This window comes from Staphylococcus sp. GDY8P126P, assembly GCF_017891965.1.
Taxonomy (GTDB): domain Bacteria; phylum Bacillota; class Bacilli; order Staphylococcales; family Staphylococcaceae; genus Staphylococcus; species Staphylococcus saprophyticus.
Window position 1 is genome coordinate 1 of sequence record NZ_JAESKG010000003.1, and the last position, 16,455, is coordinate 16,455.

The window sequence follows — 16,455 nt, forward strand, 5'->3', positions numbered from 1 at the left end:
CAATTATACGGACTTTATCTTTATTTGTGAAAACATCAGACAATTATTTATTATATAATTTTTTTCGTTTTCACAAAATATTTAAAAACCCAATATTAACAAAATAACACTTAGCTATAGATATTGCTAAAAAACAGCGTTAAATGTGTATTTTTAAACTTAAAGAGTAATGTTCTCTTTGAAATTCATCGAATTATACTAAAATTTTATCGCTTAAAATGATAATTACTTTTCTGCAATAACATATAGCTAAAAAATTTCTGTATACTATATTAAGACAAACTATGATAAGGGTGCATTATGTTAAATTTATTTATACTACTTCTTGAACGTGTGGGCTTAATCATACTTATTGCCTATATACTAATGAACATCAACCATTTTAAAACAATGATGAATGAGCGCGAGAAACGACGTTCACAATGGCAATTAATTATTATTTTTGGTTGCTTCTCTATGATTTCAAACTTCACTGGTATACAAATCCGAGGCGATGAAATAATTAATGGAACTGTTTATAACCATCTAGACCCTGATGCTTCTTTAGCAAATACACGTGTTTTGACTATTGGCGTATCAGGACTTATCGGTGGTCCATTTGTAGCATTAGCAGTTGCCGTCGTTTCAGGTATGTATCGTGTTTACATTGGTGGTGCAGATGCATATATTTACTTGATTTCATCTATTTTCATCGCTTTAATTTCTGGCTATTTTGGCTATAAAGCGATGCGTGCTAACCGTTATCCTACGATAGTCAAAGGTGCGTGCATTGGTGGTACAACAGAAATAATTCAAATGCTTTGTATTCTTTTATTTTCTGATAATACTGAACATGCGTGGACATTAGTAAAACTCATCGCTATCCCTATGATTTCGATTAATTCCATCGGTACAGCAATATTTTTATCTATTATTTTATCTACTATTAAACAAGAGGAAGAAACGCGTGCGATACAAACACATGATGTGTTACAGCTTGCTAACCAGACATTGCCTTATTTCCGCTCTGGTTTGAATGAGCAATCAGCGAAAAAAGCAGCAGAGATTATACTTAATTTAATGCGCGTATCTGCGGTAGCAATTACCAACCGTAAAGATATTTTGACTCATGTTGGCGCAGCGAGCGACCATCATGTTGCCCAAAAAGCAATTATTACTAATTTATCTAAACGAGCCATTCAATCTGGCACTTTAAAAGAAGCATATTCTAGTGAAGAAATCGGTTGTAACCACCCAGGATGCCCTTTAGAAGCAGCAATCGTAGTACCTCTACGCGTCAAGAATGATGTTGTCGGTACATTAAAATTATATTTTACAAATAAATATGATGTTAACTATTCAGATAAACAATTAGCAACTGGACTTGCTGAAATATTTTCCAGTCAACTTGAATTAGGTCAAGCCGAAACACAAAGTGCCTTAATACGTGATGCTGAAATTAAATCACTTCAAGCACAAGTTAATCCACATTTTTTCTTTAATGCAATTAATACCATTTCTGCATTAGTACGTATTGATAGTGAAAAAGCACGTGAATTACTTTTACAACTCAGTCAATTTTTCAGATCTAATTTACAAGGTGCGCGTAATAACACGATTTCTTTAGAAAAAGAATTACAACAAGTAGAATCCTATTTATCTCTAGAACAAGCTAGATATCCGGACCGCTTCAATGTGTCGTTTGACATAGATCGTACTTGTTACGGCGCACTTGTACCGCCTTTTGCTATACAGATACTTGTTGAGAATGCCATTAAGCATGCTTTTAAAAATAGGAAATACAATAACGAAATTATCATAAAAGCACACAAAGCTCAAACAGGTTTAGTCATTTCCGTATCCGATAATGGTCATGGTATCCCTTATGAAAAACTTGATAAAATTGGTAAAACCAGTGTCCATTCAGAATCTGGTTCAGGCAGCGCGTTAGAAAATTTAAATCGCAGATTAGATGGATTGTTTGGTTATGAAGCAAGTCTTCAAATTCATTCCGATCACCAAGGCACACAAGTGAGTTGTACGATTCCGTACCATAATTTAGAGGAGGAAAAAATTGAGAGCAATCATTGTAGATGACGAACCCTTAGCACGTAATGAACTTCACTATTTGCTAAATCAAATAAACCATTTTGAAAAAATTGATGAAGCAGAAAATGTTTCTGAGACATTAGAACTATTACTTTATGATGATTATGATGTTATTTTTCTTGATATTAATTTAATGGACGAAAGTGGTCTTGATCTTGCCAATAAAATAAAGAAAATGAAACATGCACCTTTTATCATCTTTGCCACAGCGCATGATACTTTTGCTGTAAAGGCTTTTGAATTGGATGCCATCGATTATATCCTTAAACCTTTTGAGCAACAACGTATTGCACAAGCAGTTCACAAAGTAGAACAAGCTTTGGGGCAAACTACCGAACATCATAGTGATAGTTATACAACAGCTTCTATGGATACTCAAAACAACGAAAAAACAAAAACAAGTAAAGTGCTCCCTATTGAGGTAAATGAACGCATTCATATTATTAACTTAGATGATATTATTGCAGTTTCGGTCAACAATGGTATTACTACAATCAATACAACACTCGACGATTTCGAAACTTCAGAGCCTTTGAGTCATTATGAAAAGAAAATTGAAACGCAAAATTTCATGCGTATCCATCGTGCAACATTAATTAATAAATCCCATATTCAAACCATTGAACATTGGTTCAATTATACGTATCAACTTACCATGACAAATCAATTAAAGTTTCAAGTTAGCCGCTCCTATATGAAAACTTTCAAACAAATGATGGGGCTTAATTGATAGTCACATTTCAATTTATGCATTTCAGCTCTAACGTGTCGTAAGTCACATCAAAAACGCCCCATCGTAATCGCTTTCATTTTATAATTAACTCAAGATGATTTTGGGAGGCAATTTTAAATGGGAGTAGAAAAAGAACAACGCAAAACGCACAATAAAATCTCTAAAACATATAATTTTTTCCATCAAGCGCTTGTTATAGCGATTATTATGTTTATTTCAAACATCATCGAAAGTTTCATGCCGGTGCCAATGCCAGCTTCAGTAATAGGACTTGTCCTATTATTTATTGCTTTATGTACTGGTATTGTAAAACTTGGCCAAGTAGAAACTGTTGGAACCACATTAACGAATAACATTGGTTTCTTATTCGTACCAGCAGGTGTTTCAGTCATTAATTCATTAGGCATATTAAGCACAAGTCCAATCCTAATTATATTATTAATTATCATTTCAACATTGCTCTTGTTGTTATGTACAGGATTTTTATCTCAGTTGCTTATTACAAAATCCTTTATTCCGAAAAATTCAAAACAAAAAAATTGGCGGAGGATAAATTATGATTGAACATTTAGCGATTAATACACCTTATTTTGGTATTCTACTATCACTTATACCTTTTATCATCGCAACTTTTTTATTTAAAAAGACAAATGGCTTTTTCTTGTTCACACCATTGTTTGTCAGCATGGTCGTCGGCATTGCCTTTTTAAAATTAACTGGTATTGATTACTCAAATTATAAAATCGGTGGCGATATCATTAATTTCTTCTTAGAACCAGCAACAATATGTTTCGCTATACCTTTATATAAACGTCGCGATGTCTTGAAAAAATATTGGAAACAAATCCTAGGCGGCATCACATTAGGTACAACTGCTGCACTTGTTTGTATCTATCTTATCGCCGAAGCATTCCAATTTTCTAATGGCATCATAGCATCTATGTTACCTCAAGGTGCGACAACTGCCATTGCATTACCCGTATCTGCAGATATCGGCGGCATCAAAGAGTTGACATCACTAGCAGTTATTTTAAATGGTGTGATGATATATGCTTTAGGATCTAAATTAATTAAGTTATTTAATATAACAAATCCTATTGCACGTGGTTTAGCACTTGGTACAAGTGGCCATTCGTTAGGTGTTTCTTCTGCACAAGAATTTGGTGAAACTGAAGCATCTATGGCATCTATTTCTCTAGTTATTGTTGGTGTGATTGTTGTAATCGTAGCTCCAATATTAGCAACATTACTATTATAATTTAATAACCCGCACACGTATAAAGTTAAATGACGTGTGCGGGTTTATTTTTTAAAAACTTAAATCTATACACGTATATTTTATTACCTTACTGCACCCATTACAATTTAACCGCTAACTATATACTATTTTTATAATTTATCAGAAAATTTAAATTACCTATTTTCATATCCTTGTAATCTGATAAGGTTTATTGTATTATACACCTACTATTAATATTTGGAGGTTAAGATTTATGACATTATTTTTACTAGAAGCAAACGATTTGGCTTTTGCCTCAAATAAAAAAGAATTAGAAGATAAAGCTGCTCAATTAACAACTGGTGATGTACCTACTTTAATTGAAGTTCAAGCTACTGAAGACTTAACACATGGTTACTTTATTGTAGAAGCAAATAATGATACTGAAGCAAAACAATTTCTAGAAGATGCTTCAATTAATATAAATTTAGTTAAAGAAGTGCGTCTAGTTGGTAAAGAACTGGATGAAGTTAAAAAAGGCGATCCTAAAATTGACTACCTTGTAACTTGGAATATCCCAGAAGGTATTACAATGGATCAATATTTAGCACGTAAGAAGAAAAATTCAGTTCACTACGAAGAAGTACCGGAAGTACAATTCCAACGTACGTATGTTTGTGAAGACATGACAAAATGTATTTGTATGTACGATGCGCCAGATGAAGACGCTGTACGCCGTGCTCGTAAAGCTGTAGATACACCAATCGATGACATCGAAAAAATATAAAGAACTACTTTCTCAATAGAATTGAGATTAGTAGTTCTTATGCATTAGCTTTAGCTAATGTAATCCTTATATATTTCTCAATAGAATTGAGATTAGTAGTTCTTAGGGAGAGGGACAGAAATCATTTGTTTTAATAAAGATTTCGTAGTCCCACCCCGGCAAGGATGACTAGGGTTGAATAAGCTTAATATAAGCGCAATTCAATCCAGTCATCTACTGCCTTTTTACAAAGTGATTAATCACTAGATTTTCTAAAAAGTAAATTCATAAACAACCACTTCACGGGCTATGTACTTGCATAGCCCTTTAGTGTAAACGCAATTCTTATTAAAACGATAAGAATAATTGAGGTGTCTACCGTGATTCATATTAATCGAGTTCATCATCAATTTGGAGAGAATACTGTCATTAACGATTTCGAACTAAATATAGATAAAGGAGAAATCATTACTTTTATTGGGAAAAGTGGATGTGGCAAATCAACTTTATTAAATATTATTGGAGGTTTCTTAACACCCTCATCTGGTTCTGTTAATATCAATGGTCAAATTAAACAAACGCCATCTCCAGATTGTTTGATGATATTCCAACATCATAATCTTTTTCCATGGAAAAATATCTATGACAATATACGCATTGGTTTAAATAAGCGTATGAGTAATGAAGAAATTAACCATCATTTAAAAAGTGTCGATTTAAATAATAAAGGCTCAGCATTCCCTGAATCATTATCTGGTGGGATGAAACAACGTGTTGCACTTTGTAGAGCACAAGTACATCAACCGAAAGTTATTTTAATGGATGAACCACTTGGTGCTTTAGATGCATTTACCCGTTATAAACTACAAGATCAATTGATTCAATTAAAGCATCAAACTGACGCTACTATTATTCTTGTCACACATGATATAGATGAAGCATTATATCTTTCTGACAATATTATTTTACTTGGAGAGGGTTGTGAAATTATCAATCAATATAAGATTAAGCAATCACATCCTCGTAATCGCAATGATAGCCATTTATTAAATATCCGTAATACTATCATGGAAAAGTTTGCCTTAAATCATTATATGGCAGAACCGGAATATTATTTATAAGGAGGCAGCATATTGAAAAAATTATTAATCCTTTCTCTAATATTCCTAGTATTACTTTCTGCTTGTACACAAAGTAATAGTCAAAAACAATCCGATAAAAAAGAAACTATAAAAATTGGTTATTTACCTATTACACATTCAGCAAACTTGATGATGACCCAACAAATACAGCAACAAACCAAAAACGCGAATTACAACTTAGAACTAGTAAGATTTAATAATTGGCCTGACCTGATGGACGCTTTAAATAGCGGCAAAATCGATGGTGCATCTACCTTAATCGAACTTGCGATGAAATCTAAAGAGAAAGGTTCAAATATTAAAGCAGTTGCTCTAGGCCATCACGAAGGTAATGTCATTATGGGACAAAATAACGAAACAATTTCAGACTTCCATAACCACGAAGATTATAGCTTTGCGATACCACATCGGTATTCGACACATTACCTACTATTAGAAGAAATGCGAAAACAACTTCATTTAGACTCTGATACCTTTAGTTATCATGAAATGGCGCCTGCAGAAATGCCCGCAGCTTTAAGTGAAAATCGTATTTCAGGATACTCAGTAGCTGAACCTTTTGGTGCCTTAGGAGAAAAACTAGGCAAAGGACATACGCTAAAACATGGTAGCGATGTGATACCTGATGCATATTGCTGTGCACTTGTGCTCAGAGAGGATTTAATCAATCAACACCATCATACAGCACAAGCTTTTATGACTGATTATAAAAAAGCTGGTTATAAAATGAACAATAAAAAGCAAAGCGTAGAAGTCATGAGTAAACATTTTAAACAAGATAAAAAAGTTTTAAAACAATCAGCAGATTGGACTTCTTATGGAGATTTAACAATTGAAAAAGAAGGCTATAATAAAATCACTCATTTAGTCAAAGAACATAAATTATTTAACACACCTGACTATAAAGATTTTGTTGATCCAACATTATACAAGGAGGGCTAGTACGCATTGACACATGCATTAACTAAAAAATTCACTTTACCTATTATTAGTTTCATCATTTTCTTATTTATATGGCAATGCGTGATTTGGATAGGAAATTATCAACCTATCCTCTTACCTGGTCCTTTACTTGTTGCTAAGAGCATTTGGCAGTTCATCATTTCCGGGGAAATATTTTCTCATTTGTTTATTAGTTTATTTCGTTTCATAGTCGGATTTGTTCTTGCCATTTTAATCGGTGTTCCTATCGGATTTTTATTAGGTCGTGTAAATGCACTATTCCATGCCATCGAACCACTTTTACAATTAATTAGACCTATATCACCTATCGCTTGGTCACCTTTCGTTGTACTTTGGTTTGGTATCGGTAGCTTACCAGCTATGGCAATTATTTTTATCGCTGCTTTCTTTCCGATTGTTTTTAACACAATTAAAGGCATTAGACATATTGAACCTCAATATTTAAAAATCGCTTCAAATCTTAACTTAACAGGTTGGCAATTATATAAAAATATCTTATTCCCTGGTGCCTTCAAACATATTATGGGTGGTATTCATATGGCTGTAGGTACAAGTTGGATATTTTTAGTTTCTGGTGAAATGATTGGTGCCCAGTCTGGATTAGGCTTTTTGATAGTAGATGCAAGAAATATGTTGAACTTAGAAGATGTATTAGCCGCAATATTTTTTATTGGTTTGTTCGGCTTCATTATAGATAGATTTATTAGTTATTTAGAAAAATTAATTCTAAAACGATTCGGAGAATAAAGGAGACGTTATTTTGAGTTTACAAACACTTATCGAAAATGAATTAGATCCATATTTAATTGAAATAGATGAAGGTACACACTATCCTAAACAATTTATTCAAACTTTATTTAAAGAAGGTTATTTTAAAGAAAATGATTTGAAAAATAATTTAGAAATTATTGAAGAAGTATCCAAATCTTGTCTAACTACAGGATTTTGCTTATGGTGCCAACTCGCATTCTCAACATACTTAGAAAATGCTGACCAAGCGCATTTAAATCATGATTTACAACAATCATTATTAAATGGTGATATATTAGGCGCAACTGGTTTATCAAATCCTATGAAATCATTTAATGATTTAGAGTCTTTCAATTTATCTCACCATTATCAAGAGGGAAAATTTTACGTAAACGGTAGACTTCCAGCAGTAAGCAATATCAGTTCTGATCACTACTTTGGGGCCATTTCAAAGTCTGAAACTGATGATGAATTAGTAATGTTTATTGTACATGCCAATCAAGATGGTATTACACTTGATGAGAAGTCGAATTTCTTAGGTGTCAATGGTTCAGCAACATTTGCGATAACGATGGATGATGTACTGATTCCTGACACGCAAATCATCACGCATGACGCAAAATCATTTGCCTCAGATATTCGACCAAAATTTGTAACTCTACAAGTGCCTATTGCCCTAGGTTCCGTTCGTGCTTCACTTGATTTAATTCATAAATTCTCTGACGCACAAAATGGCATCAATAAATATTTAGAATACGACATTTCAGATTTTGAATCACGCTATAAACAGATCAAGCAAGACTTTTATAACCTTGTTGCAAAAAATGATTTGGATAATCAATTTGGCGAACTTATTCGACTTAAAAAAGAAGCTGGATATTTACTATTAGAAGTTAATCAGGCGTCTATGGTCAATGGTGGTTCAAGAGCATACTCTCCTAAAGCACCACAAGCACGTAAGTTGAAAGAAGGATTTTTCTTTGCAGCATTGACACCTACCTTAAGACATTTAGGTAAATTAGAAGAAGAATTTAAATCATCTAATTATACTGTAAATTAGTTTAAATTTTTCTAATATACGTAAAAAAGCATCCCTCTATGGGGATGCTTTTTTTGACTCATATCATTCCGATTTGATTTTCTATATTCCTTCTATGAACCACTTGATTGCACGTTGTATCGCTTTATCCCAATATGCGTAATCATGTTCACCAGGTCCATCTTCAAATATGTTTGGTATTTGGCGTTTATTTAAATATTGTACAAACTGCTGATTGTCTCGGTATAAATCATCTTCTGTACCACACATGATAAGCAATTCGGGAATTTCTTTTTGTTTCTTAATCGCTTCATCCACTAAATAATACGGATCTAAGTTTGTATTTGCTACTTGTGCATTTGGACCAGCAATTGCAGATCCAGAATAATCATACCAATCATAATCAATCAAACCTTGTGCGTTAAATGCAGCAGATAAAGGACAAGCTTTCGCAAAACGATGACCTTCTAACAGCGCATATTTGATTGTGCCATAGCCACCCATCGAATGTCCCGCAATAAAATTGTCCTCTTTGCTAGTCGAGAGTGGTAATATTTGATGCGCATAATCCAATACTTCAAGTATATAATCATAATATTTATGACCATACACCATATTACTATAACCACTATGATCTGCATTCGGCATGATTACTGCTAATTGATGCTCATTTGCATACCGTTCAATACTCGTATAACGCATATACGACGTTTCGTCACTTGAAAGACCGTGTAAAAGCAATAACGTTTTCAACGCTTTCGGTTGTGCATTTGAATCAAAATAAGTAGCGTCTTCAGGTAAAATCACTATAAAAGGATGATGCATACCAATCGTCGTTGAATTATAGTTTATTGATAATATTGCCAAAGTCAGTCACAACCTTTATTAATTAATACTTTGTGGTTCGTGTTTTTTCTTCTTATGCGTTTTATTAGATGGATCTAAACGTTTTTCCAAAAATCTTAAGAAGATATCAATTAAAATTGCAATTAAAGCAATTGGAATTGCACCAGCTAAAATAAATGTGGTTCCGTCTGTTGCATTCGTACCTCGAATAACAATGTCACCTAAAGTTGGCGCACCTATGAATGAGCCGACTGCAACAACCCCGATGGCTACAACAAGCGCAATTCTCAGTCCACCAAGAATGACTGATAAAGATAATGGTAATTCAATCATACGCAAGACTTGATTGCGCGTCATTCCCATACCTTTACCGGCATCTTTAATATTTTCATCGACACCAACAATACCAGTAAATGTATTTTTTATAATTGGTAATAGTGCGTATAAGAATACCGTTACCACTACAGTTGTAGGACCTAGTCCCATCACTAACATTAATATTGCTAACATCGCAATAACAGGTACAGTTTGAATGATGTTTGCAATGGTAATAATTGTCCAAGACAATTTTTTATATCTTGCAATGACGATACCAATAGGAATACCTACAATAGCTGCAAATAGAACACCATAAACAGACATAAGTAAATGCTTAATAAATAAATCCCATAGGTAGCCAAAGTTTACTGAATAATATTCAATTAATTGTTGAAATAAATTACCTTCCATTACTAATGACCACCTTTCTTATCATTTTCAAAATAGTTATGTGCTTTTAAGAATTTTTCAGCGACGACTGCAGGCTCTTGACCTTCACCATCAGCTTGATAATTAAGTTTCTGCATTTCACTCGTTGAAATTTTATTGTGTAATTTTTTTATTGTTGGTTTTAATTCTGGATGCTGTTTTAATAAATTATTTGTCGCCACTGAACTTGCGTCATAAGGTGGGAAGAAATGTTTGTCATCTTTCAATACTTTTAAATCATATGCGGCAATTCGACCATCCGTTGAATACCCGACTGCTACATCTAAATTATTCGAATTCAATGCATCATATACTAATCCGATTTGCATTGGTCGTACTGTATTAAAATCAAAGCCATATGCTTTCGTAAATCCTGGATAACCATCGCCTTCACGGTTTAACCATGAACTATCGACACCTAGTTTCAATTTATCGCTATGCGCTTTTAAATCAGACACAGTTTCTAAATTATATTTTTCAGCGGTTGCTTTAGTTACCATAAATGCATAAGTGTTTGCAAATCCATATGAATCAAAAAATGTTTGATCAAATTTCTTTTGGAAACCATCTTGTGTCGCTTTCATAGCTTTTTTTGGATCTTTAATAGGATTTTCATTTAATGCACCTGTTAAATCCGTACCATTATAACGGGCACCTGATAAGTTTGCATCACCATTTACGAGTGCGTTATGTTGAATGGTACTCGATCCTAAGTTGTTAATTAATGATGGTTTGATTTTTCCTTCTGTATCATGTTCTATTAATAGTCTCAACATATGAGACATAATTTGTGACTCGCTCGTTGCAAGTGCTGTGATTTTGACCTCGTTGTCTGAGCTATTTCCACCTAAACCGGGTAAACTACATCCAGATAACACCGTCAGACACAGTACAAGCGCGATACAATACTGTTTTATCTTTTTCATAATGTCCTCCTTAAATTATCTGGATACTTTTAATCCTTTGGGTACTGCCCATTTTTCTACTAATGATAATAGTACATCCACTATTAATGCTAATGCTGTAACTAATACAGCTGCACTCACAATCATTAATGGGTCATATAAGTTCAATCCATTAAATACAAAGTCACCTAAGCCACCTGCACCTACATAACTTGCAAGTGTTGCCCAACTAATGACATAAACAGATGATAATCGTATACCACCCAAGATTAATGGTAAAGCTAATGGTAATTCAACGTCTTTCATTAATTGAAAGCGGGTCATCCCCATACTGATTGCTGCTTCTTTAAGATTACTATCAATATTCTTAACACCTAATACTGTGTTATTTAATATTGGTAGTAGTACATAGATAAATAATGCGACAATGGCCGGTAATTTTCCAACACCAAAGATTGGTATCATTACAGCTAATACTGCTAATGTTGGTATCGTTTGTAATACACCAGCAATTGTGAGAACAATGTTTGAAGTTCTTTTCATTTTGGATAGTATAATACCTAATGGTACTGCGACTACGATTGCAATTAACAAAGCGATCATTGAGATATAAAAGTGTTCGACTGTTTTGGAAATCAGTTGCCCACCATATTGCTCTATGAATTGTTTCATTACTTATCAGCTCCTACATTATCGGGCTCAACAATTGCGTCTTGTGTAGCATCATCGTCTTCATCTGTTTCTCCCCAGATACTGTCATACACGATATCTACTAAGTTTGCTCTCGTAACCAATCCAATTAACGTTTCTTCATCACTATCCACTACAGGTACGTTTCTTACATTTCTTTTCAATATTGTACGAACTGAATCTTGTAATTTACTATCTATTCTTACGCGATAGATATCGCGTTGCATTGTATCAATCAGTTCTTTATTTCCACGTAAACCTTGATTGATATCTTCAATATCTAAATATCCAAGTAATCTACGATTGTTACCCACAACAAAGATGGTATCAACACGACGATCTCTCATAATCTTAACTGCTTCATTTAATGAGCTATCCGCATGAACTGTTACAGGTTTAATCATCGCATCTTTAACTGTACGCATGTTAGGTCTATCTTGAATCAATCTATTTTGACCAATAAAGTCTCGTACGAAATCGTTTTCAGGATGTCTTAAAATATTGTCTGGCGTATCAAATTGTATGACACGTCCCTCAGACATAATGCAAATTTTATCTGCCAGTTTAATAGCTTCATCCATATCATGTGTAACGAAAATGAAGGTCTTACCTAACTTTTGTTGTAGTTCTTTAACCAAGTCTTGCAACGTATCTCTCGTAATTGGATCTAACGCGCCAAATGGTTCATCCATTAAAATGATATCTTGTTCTGCTGCTAACGCACGCACAACACCGATACGTTGCTGTTGTCCTCCTGAGAGCTGCGATGGATATCTATCTAAAAATTCTTCTGGTAAATCCACTAATTTTATCAGTTCTTTAGCTTTTTTCTCTTTCTTTTCTTGAGACCATTTTAAAAGTTTAGGTACTAATACGATATTTTCTCTAATCGTCATATGTGGCATCAATCCAATTTGTTGTATCACATACCCAATTTTTCTACGTAGCTCAACTGGGTTCATTTTGCGAACATCTTTGCCATTTATAGCTATTTGCCCTTCAGTTGCTTCAATCATTCTATTGATCATTCTTAATGCAGTTGTTTTACCACTACCACTTGTCCCTATAAATGCAATAAATTCACCGGCTTCAATCTCAAGTGAAATATTATCTACAGCTTTCTTTCCTCCACCATAGACTTTAGATAAGTTTTTAATACTTAACATGAGTCAATTCCTTTCTATGTACATATTCAATTTCAAATATTTCATAATAAATATAGGACTATCTGTGGATGTTATACAAATACTAAAAAATAAGTAAAAACATGAGCACACATAGCCCTACTTTATTCGTGTGTAAACAATCAAAACAGAATAATCAATTTAGCTTTGATTTTATCATCCTATATATAACAAGATACATTAATAAATAACATTAAACAATTTATAACCAAATATTTGGTTATATAAAATATTTTTAACACCTTTTTATTCAATCGTTTCAAACTCATTCAAAAATTTTATTTACGTTTTATACCAATAAGATGTCCAAGTTCTTTGGGTTGTTTTTTTATTGAAGCATGTTGTGCATAATCATCAATTGCTTTTTGTATATCAGTAGGAAAAGCATCAGGCTTATGCAATTTAGTATTCATTCCCATTAACATAACCTCATAAGTTGCACACTTATCATTTGCTTCATCACTTAATGTCATAAACACATGTAATCTTTTGGTGTCGTAATCAAATAACTCAACTGTAGCAGTAATCGCTTCATTTACTTTAATTTCTTTTAAATACATAACGTGGTTTTCTAAAGTAAAGACAGTGTAGTCCAACGTTTCAATTGTTTGCACATCTAACCCTAAAAATGCGAGCCATGCATCCGTTGCATCACTAAATACACGATTATATTCTGCGTCATTCATATGCCCATTATGGTCGACCCAAGCTTCATTTACATGCGTCTTGTATTCATATAATTTGTTTGTCATTTTATTTCACCGATTGTTGTGTTTTCTTTTTCATAGAGGGTGTATCTTCTGGCCAATATGACTCAGCAAGTTGTTTTACTTTTACTAAGAATTCATTACGTTTTTGGTCAAGTTCCGCCATTGTTTTTCCTTGAGAAGATGATTCACAGCCATTGACCACTTCGTCATACAGGTCCTGTGTTAATTCTGGTGCTACTAATTTAGTCCATGGTTTTTTTAAAGCTGGACCAAATTGTTTCAGCATGTGACGCATACCGCCTTCACCACCGGCCAAATGGAAAGTCATGAATGGACCATATTGTGCATAGCGCAAACCAGCAGCATGTGTAAATGCTTTATCAACTTCTTCCGTTGTCGCTATACCATCATTAACAATGTGCAATGCCTCTCTCCAAAGTGCTTCCATTAATCTATCTGCTACATGTCCTTCAATCTCATGTCTAACATGAAGTACATCCATACCAATGCTTTCGTAAATTTCTTCAGCTTTTAATGTTGTTGCTTCCGTTGTTGCTTTACCAGGAACGATTTCAACGAGCGGTAAAATATAAACTGGATGAAATGGGTGCGCTACAATCAATCTCTCAGGATGTTGTAAATTTTGTTGCAATTCTGATGGCATAATACCAGAAGTACTCGAACCAATCGTTGCATCTGTTTTCGCATAAAAATCAATTTCTGTCAGCACTTGATCTTTTAAAGATTCAATTTCTGGAACATTTTCTTGTATATGATCTGCATCTTTAACCGCTTCTTCCAAATAAGGTGTAAATGTTAAATTATCGATTGCAGCGCCTTCTGCTAAACCTAATTGTTCTGCATATGGCCAATTTTGTTTCACTTGTTTTAACATTCTTTCATATGCGCCTTCACTTGGGTCTGTAGCAATGACTTCATGCCCATGAGCTAGCATTCTAGTAATCCATCCACTTCCGATAACGCCTGTACCTACAACTGCAAACTTCATTATGCTCCTCCTTGTGGATCTCTTAATTGATATTTTTTACGTGCTTCTGCCGGGGTCATTGGTTCTATATCTAATCCGTTCAATATTTCGACAGCTTTTTCAACTAATTGCTCATTTGTTGCCTTATCACCTTTGGCTAAATATAAATTGTCTTCTAATCCAACACGAACGTTGCCGCCACGCTTTGCTGCTTCTTCAACCGTTGGAAATTGCATTCTTCCAATACCAAATGCTGACCAGTGGGCATGCTCCGGTATACGCGTTTTAAAGTATTCTATCGTTTCTGAATCATTTTCAGCTCCCCAAGGTATACCTAAACAAAATTGGAACATTGGTTCACCATCAATTAATCCTTCACTGATTAATTGCTTAGCGAATGAAATATGACCACTGTCAAAGCACTCTAATTCAGGCTTAACACCAACCTCTTTTACAAGTTGAGCTTGTTTTCTTAACCAATCAGTTGGACTTAAATAAACTGTATCTCCCATGTTGACACTACCACAATCTAAAGTACACATTTCAGGTAGTAAGCTGCCTATCGGTTCATGTCTTTCTTCTGGTGTTTGTATATCAGATCCTTCTGCAGCGAGATATGGATCTTCAAGGTTTGGAATAAAATCTCCGCCACCACCTGACGTAATATTTATAATAATATCTTCATCTGCAGCTCTAATAAGTCGTACGGCTTCTTTGAAAAATTCAACATCGTGGCTAATACCACCTGTCTCTGGATCTCTCGCATGAATATGTGCAACTGTCGCGCCTGCTCTTGCACATTTTATTGCTGATTCAGCAATCTCTTGAGGTGTTACAGGAACACACTTATTCTTTGCTGTAGTATCTCCAGCACCTGTTAAAGCTGCTGTTAGCATCACTTTTTTCATTGATTATAAACCTCCACAGAGTTATTTAACACATCGATAAGTGTACCAACCAGACGGTTTAGTTTCAAGTTTTATAAATATAAAAAATAATGATAAACAACATTCAAAAGTTGATTATCCTTATACTATCAGTGGTTTACATGAATTAAACATTTTATTATTTTTTTATTAATTTAGAACATTTAGCCATTGCTTTCTTGATTTTTATTGGGGTGCGTATATTCGGTTAATCTATTCAAAACTTGTTCTCTCATGTTTTCATCAAGTCCATCTAGTCCAAATATTTCTGAAAGCCACAAACCATCCACTGCCAGACGAATAATTGTAGCGTCTACTTTGTCTAATCCATCATTTTCAATATTAGTTTGCCACTCTTTATAAGTGTCCTGTAAAGGTAATAACAAATTGCTATTAATACCTTGTGCAGCAAGCATTCCTGAGGTAATCGATCCATTTTCTGAACGATGAGATCTCGTCGCTTCAATAAACGCCCGTGCCCATTTCCCTTGGTCTTGTTTATCTGCATGTACATGTCCATTCACATTTTCTCTATATAATTCATCGGCATGATCAACAAGACCTTGAATTAATGCAAACTTGTTTTTAAAGTGATACAATAGCCCACCTTTACTGACACCTGCCTTTTTGGCAACGGCATCTAGCGTTAAATATTCACTACCTTGCTCATCTACAATTGCTGCAGCAGCTTGTAGTAATTGTATCCTCTTGGAAACTCTCGGCATTCATACACCTTCTTTCTCAAAATACGTTTCAAAA

The 16,455-nt window shown here is 34.1% G+C and carries 18 protein-coding genes; 9 read left to right on the forward strand and 9 right to left on the reverse strand.

From position 1 onward, the window contains the following. The first annotated feature begins 300 nt into the window (after nucleotides 1-300). The 9 genes from KA893_RS05365 to KA893_RS05405 all read left to right on the forward strand — a co-directional run bounded on the left by KA893_RS05365 (nucleotide 301) and on the right by KA893_RS05405 (nucleotide 8,721). Nucleotides 301-2,076: a sensor histidine kinase gene (locus KA893_RS05365; RefSeq protein WP_210125610.1), complete on the forward strand. Its 1,776-nt coding sequence runs from the start codon at nucleotides 301-303 to the stop codon at nucleotides 2,074-2,076. After that, on the forward strand, nucleotides 2,054-2,818 hold the full coding sequence (locus tag KA893_RS05370; RefSeq protein ID WP_002482420.1) for a response regulator transcription factor LytR: 765 nt from the start codon (nucleotides 2,054-2,056) through the stop codon (nucleotides 2,816-2,818). The genes KA893_RS05365 and KA893_RS05370 overlap by 23 nt, the downstream gene beginning before the upstream one ends. Nucleotides 2,819-2,938: 120 nt before the next feature. After that, nucleotides 2,939-3,385: an antiholin-like murein hydrolase modulator LrgA gene (gene lrgA / locus KA893_RS05375; RefSeq protein ID WP_011302421.1), complete on the forward strand. Its 447-nt coding sequence runs from the start codon at nucleotides 2,939-2,941 to the stop codon at nucleotides 3,383-3,385. Next, nucleotides 3,378-4,079 (forward strand): antiholin-like protein LrgB, encoded by a 702-nt coding sequence (gene lrgB / locus KA893_RS05380; protein WP_075339870.1) that lies wholly within the window; start codon nucleotides 3,378-3,380, stop codon nucleotides 4,077-4,079. Before lrgA ends, lrgB begins: the two co-directional genes overlap by 8 nt. Before the next feature lie 235 nt (nucleotides 4,080-4,314). Then, nucleotides 4,315-4,827 (forward strand): DUF4242 domain-containing protein, encoded by a 513-nt coding sequence (locus KA893_RS05385; protein WP_002482418.1) that lies wholly within the window; start codon nucleotides 4,315-4,317, stop codon nucleotides 4,825-4,827. A 359-nt stretch (nucleotides 4,828-5,186) separates the two neighbouring features. Then, nucleotides 5,187-5,927 (forward strand): ABC transporter ATP-binding protein, encoded by a 741-nt coding sequence (locus tag KA893_RS05390; protein ID WP_069838189.1) that lies wholly within the window; start codon nucleotides 5,187-5,189, stop codon nucleotides 5,925-5,927. Nucleotides 5,928-5,939: 12 nt separating this feature from the next. Then, nucleotides 5,940-6,890, forward strand: coding sequence for an ABC transporter substrate-binding protein (locus KA893_RS05395; RefSeq protein ID WP_011302420.1), 951 nt, complete (start codon nucleotides 5,940-5,942; stop codon nucleotides 6,888-6,890). Between the two features lie 6 nt (nucleotides 6,891-6,896). Continuing rightward, the gene (locus tag KA893_RS05400; protein ID WP_002482415.1) at nucleotides 6,897-7,658 is read left to right on the forward strand and encodes an ABC transporter permease; all 762 of its coding nucleotides are present in this window, start codon (nucleotides 6,897-6,899) and stop codon (nucleotides 7,656-7,658) included. Between the two features lie 10 nt (nucleotides 7,659-7,668). Then, nucleotides 7,669-8,721 carry an acyl-CoA dehydrogenase family protein gene (locus KA893_RS05405; RefSeq protein ID WP_228160985.1) on the forward strand — a complete coding sequence of 351 codons (1,053 nt, stop codon included), beginning with the start codon at nucleotides 7,669-7,671 and terminating at the stop codon, nucleotides 8,719-8,721. Nucleotides 8,722-8,802: 81 nt separating this feature from the next. Here KA893_RS05405 and KA893_RS05410 read toward each other — a convergent pair whose 3' ends face one another. The 9 genes from KA893_RS05410 to KA893_RS05450 form a co-directional block, all read right to left on the reverse strand. After that, nucleotides 8,803-9,567: an alpha/beta hydrolase gene (locus tag KA893_RS05410; RefSeq protein ID WP_037537721.1), complete on the reverse strand. Its 765-nt coding sequence runs from the start codon at nucleotides 9,565-9,567 to the stop codon at nucleotides 8,803-8,805. 18 nt (nucleotides 9,568-9,585) lie between these two features. Beyond that, nucleotides 9,586-10,275: an ABC transporter permease gene (locus tag KA893_RS05415; protein WP_002482412.1), complete on the reverse strand. Its 690-nt coding sequence runs from the start codon at nucleotides 10,273-10,275 to the stop codon at nucleotides 9,586-9,588. A gap of 2 nt (nucleotides 10,276-10,277) precedes the next feature. Then, nucleotides 10,278-11,219 (reverse strand): osmoprotectant ABC transporter substrate-binding protein, encoded by a 942-nt coding sequence (locus KA893_RS05420; RefSeq protein WP_069821576.1) that lies wholly within the window; start codon nucleotides 11,217-11,219, stop codon nucleotides 10,278-10,280. A gap of 15 nt (nucleotides 11,220-11,234) precedes the next feature. Next, nucleotides 11,235-11,870, reverse strand: coding sequence for an ABC transporter permease (locus tag KA893_RS05425; RefSeq protein WP_002482410.1), 636 nt, complete (start codon nucleotides 11,868-11,870; stop codon nucleotides 11,235-11,237). Then, nucleotides 11,870-13,054, reverse strand: a complete 1,185-nt coding sequence (locus KA893_RS05430) for a betaine/proline/choline family ABC transporter ATP-binding protein (protein ID WP_002482409.1) — start codon at nucleotides 13,052-13,054, stop codon at nucleotides 11,870-11,872. Before KA893_RS05430 ends, KA893_RS05425 begins: the two co-directional genes overlap by 1 nt. A gap of 296 nt (nucleotides 13,055-13,350) precedes the next feature. Beyond that, nucleotides 13,351-13,824, reverse strand: coding sequence for a thioesterase family protein (locus tag KA893_RS05435; protein WP_069821577.1), 474 nt, complete (start codon nucleotides 13,822-13,824; stop codon nucleotides 13,351-13,353). Between the two features lies 1 nt (nucleotide 13,825). Continuing rightward, nucleotides 13,826-14,791, reverse strand: coding sequence for a 3-hydroxyacyl-CoA dehydrogenase NAD-binding domain-containing protein (locus tag KA893_RS05440; protein WP_075339871.1), 966 nt, complete (start codon nucleotides 14,789-14,791; stop codon nucleotides 13,826-13,828). Continuing rightward, on the reverse strand, nucleotides 14,791-15,678 hold the full coding sequence (locus tag KA893_RS05445) for a beta-keto acid cleavage family enzyme (protein WP_210125612.1): 888 nt from the start codon (nucleotides 15,676-15,678) through the stop codon (nucleotides 14,791-14,793). Before KA893_RS05445 ends, KA893_RS05440 begins: the two co-directional genes overlap by 1 nt. A gap of 182 nt (nucleotides 15,679-15,860) precedes the next feature. Then, a complete protein-coding gene (locus KA893_RS05450; protein ID WP_002482405.1) occupies nucleotides 15,861-16,421 on the reverse strand; it encodes a TetR/AcrR family transcriptional regulator in 561 nt (186 codons plus the stop codon). Nucleotides 16,422-16,455: the final 34 nt, after the last annotated feature.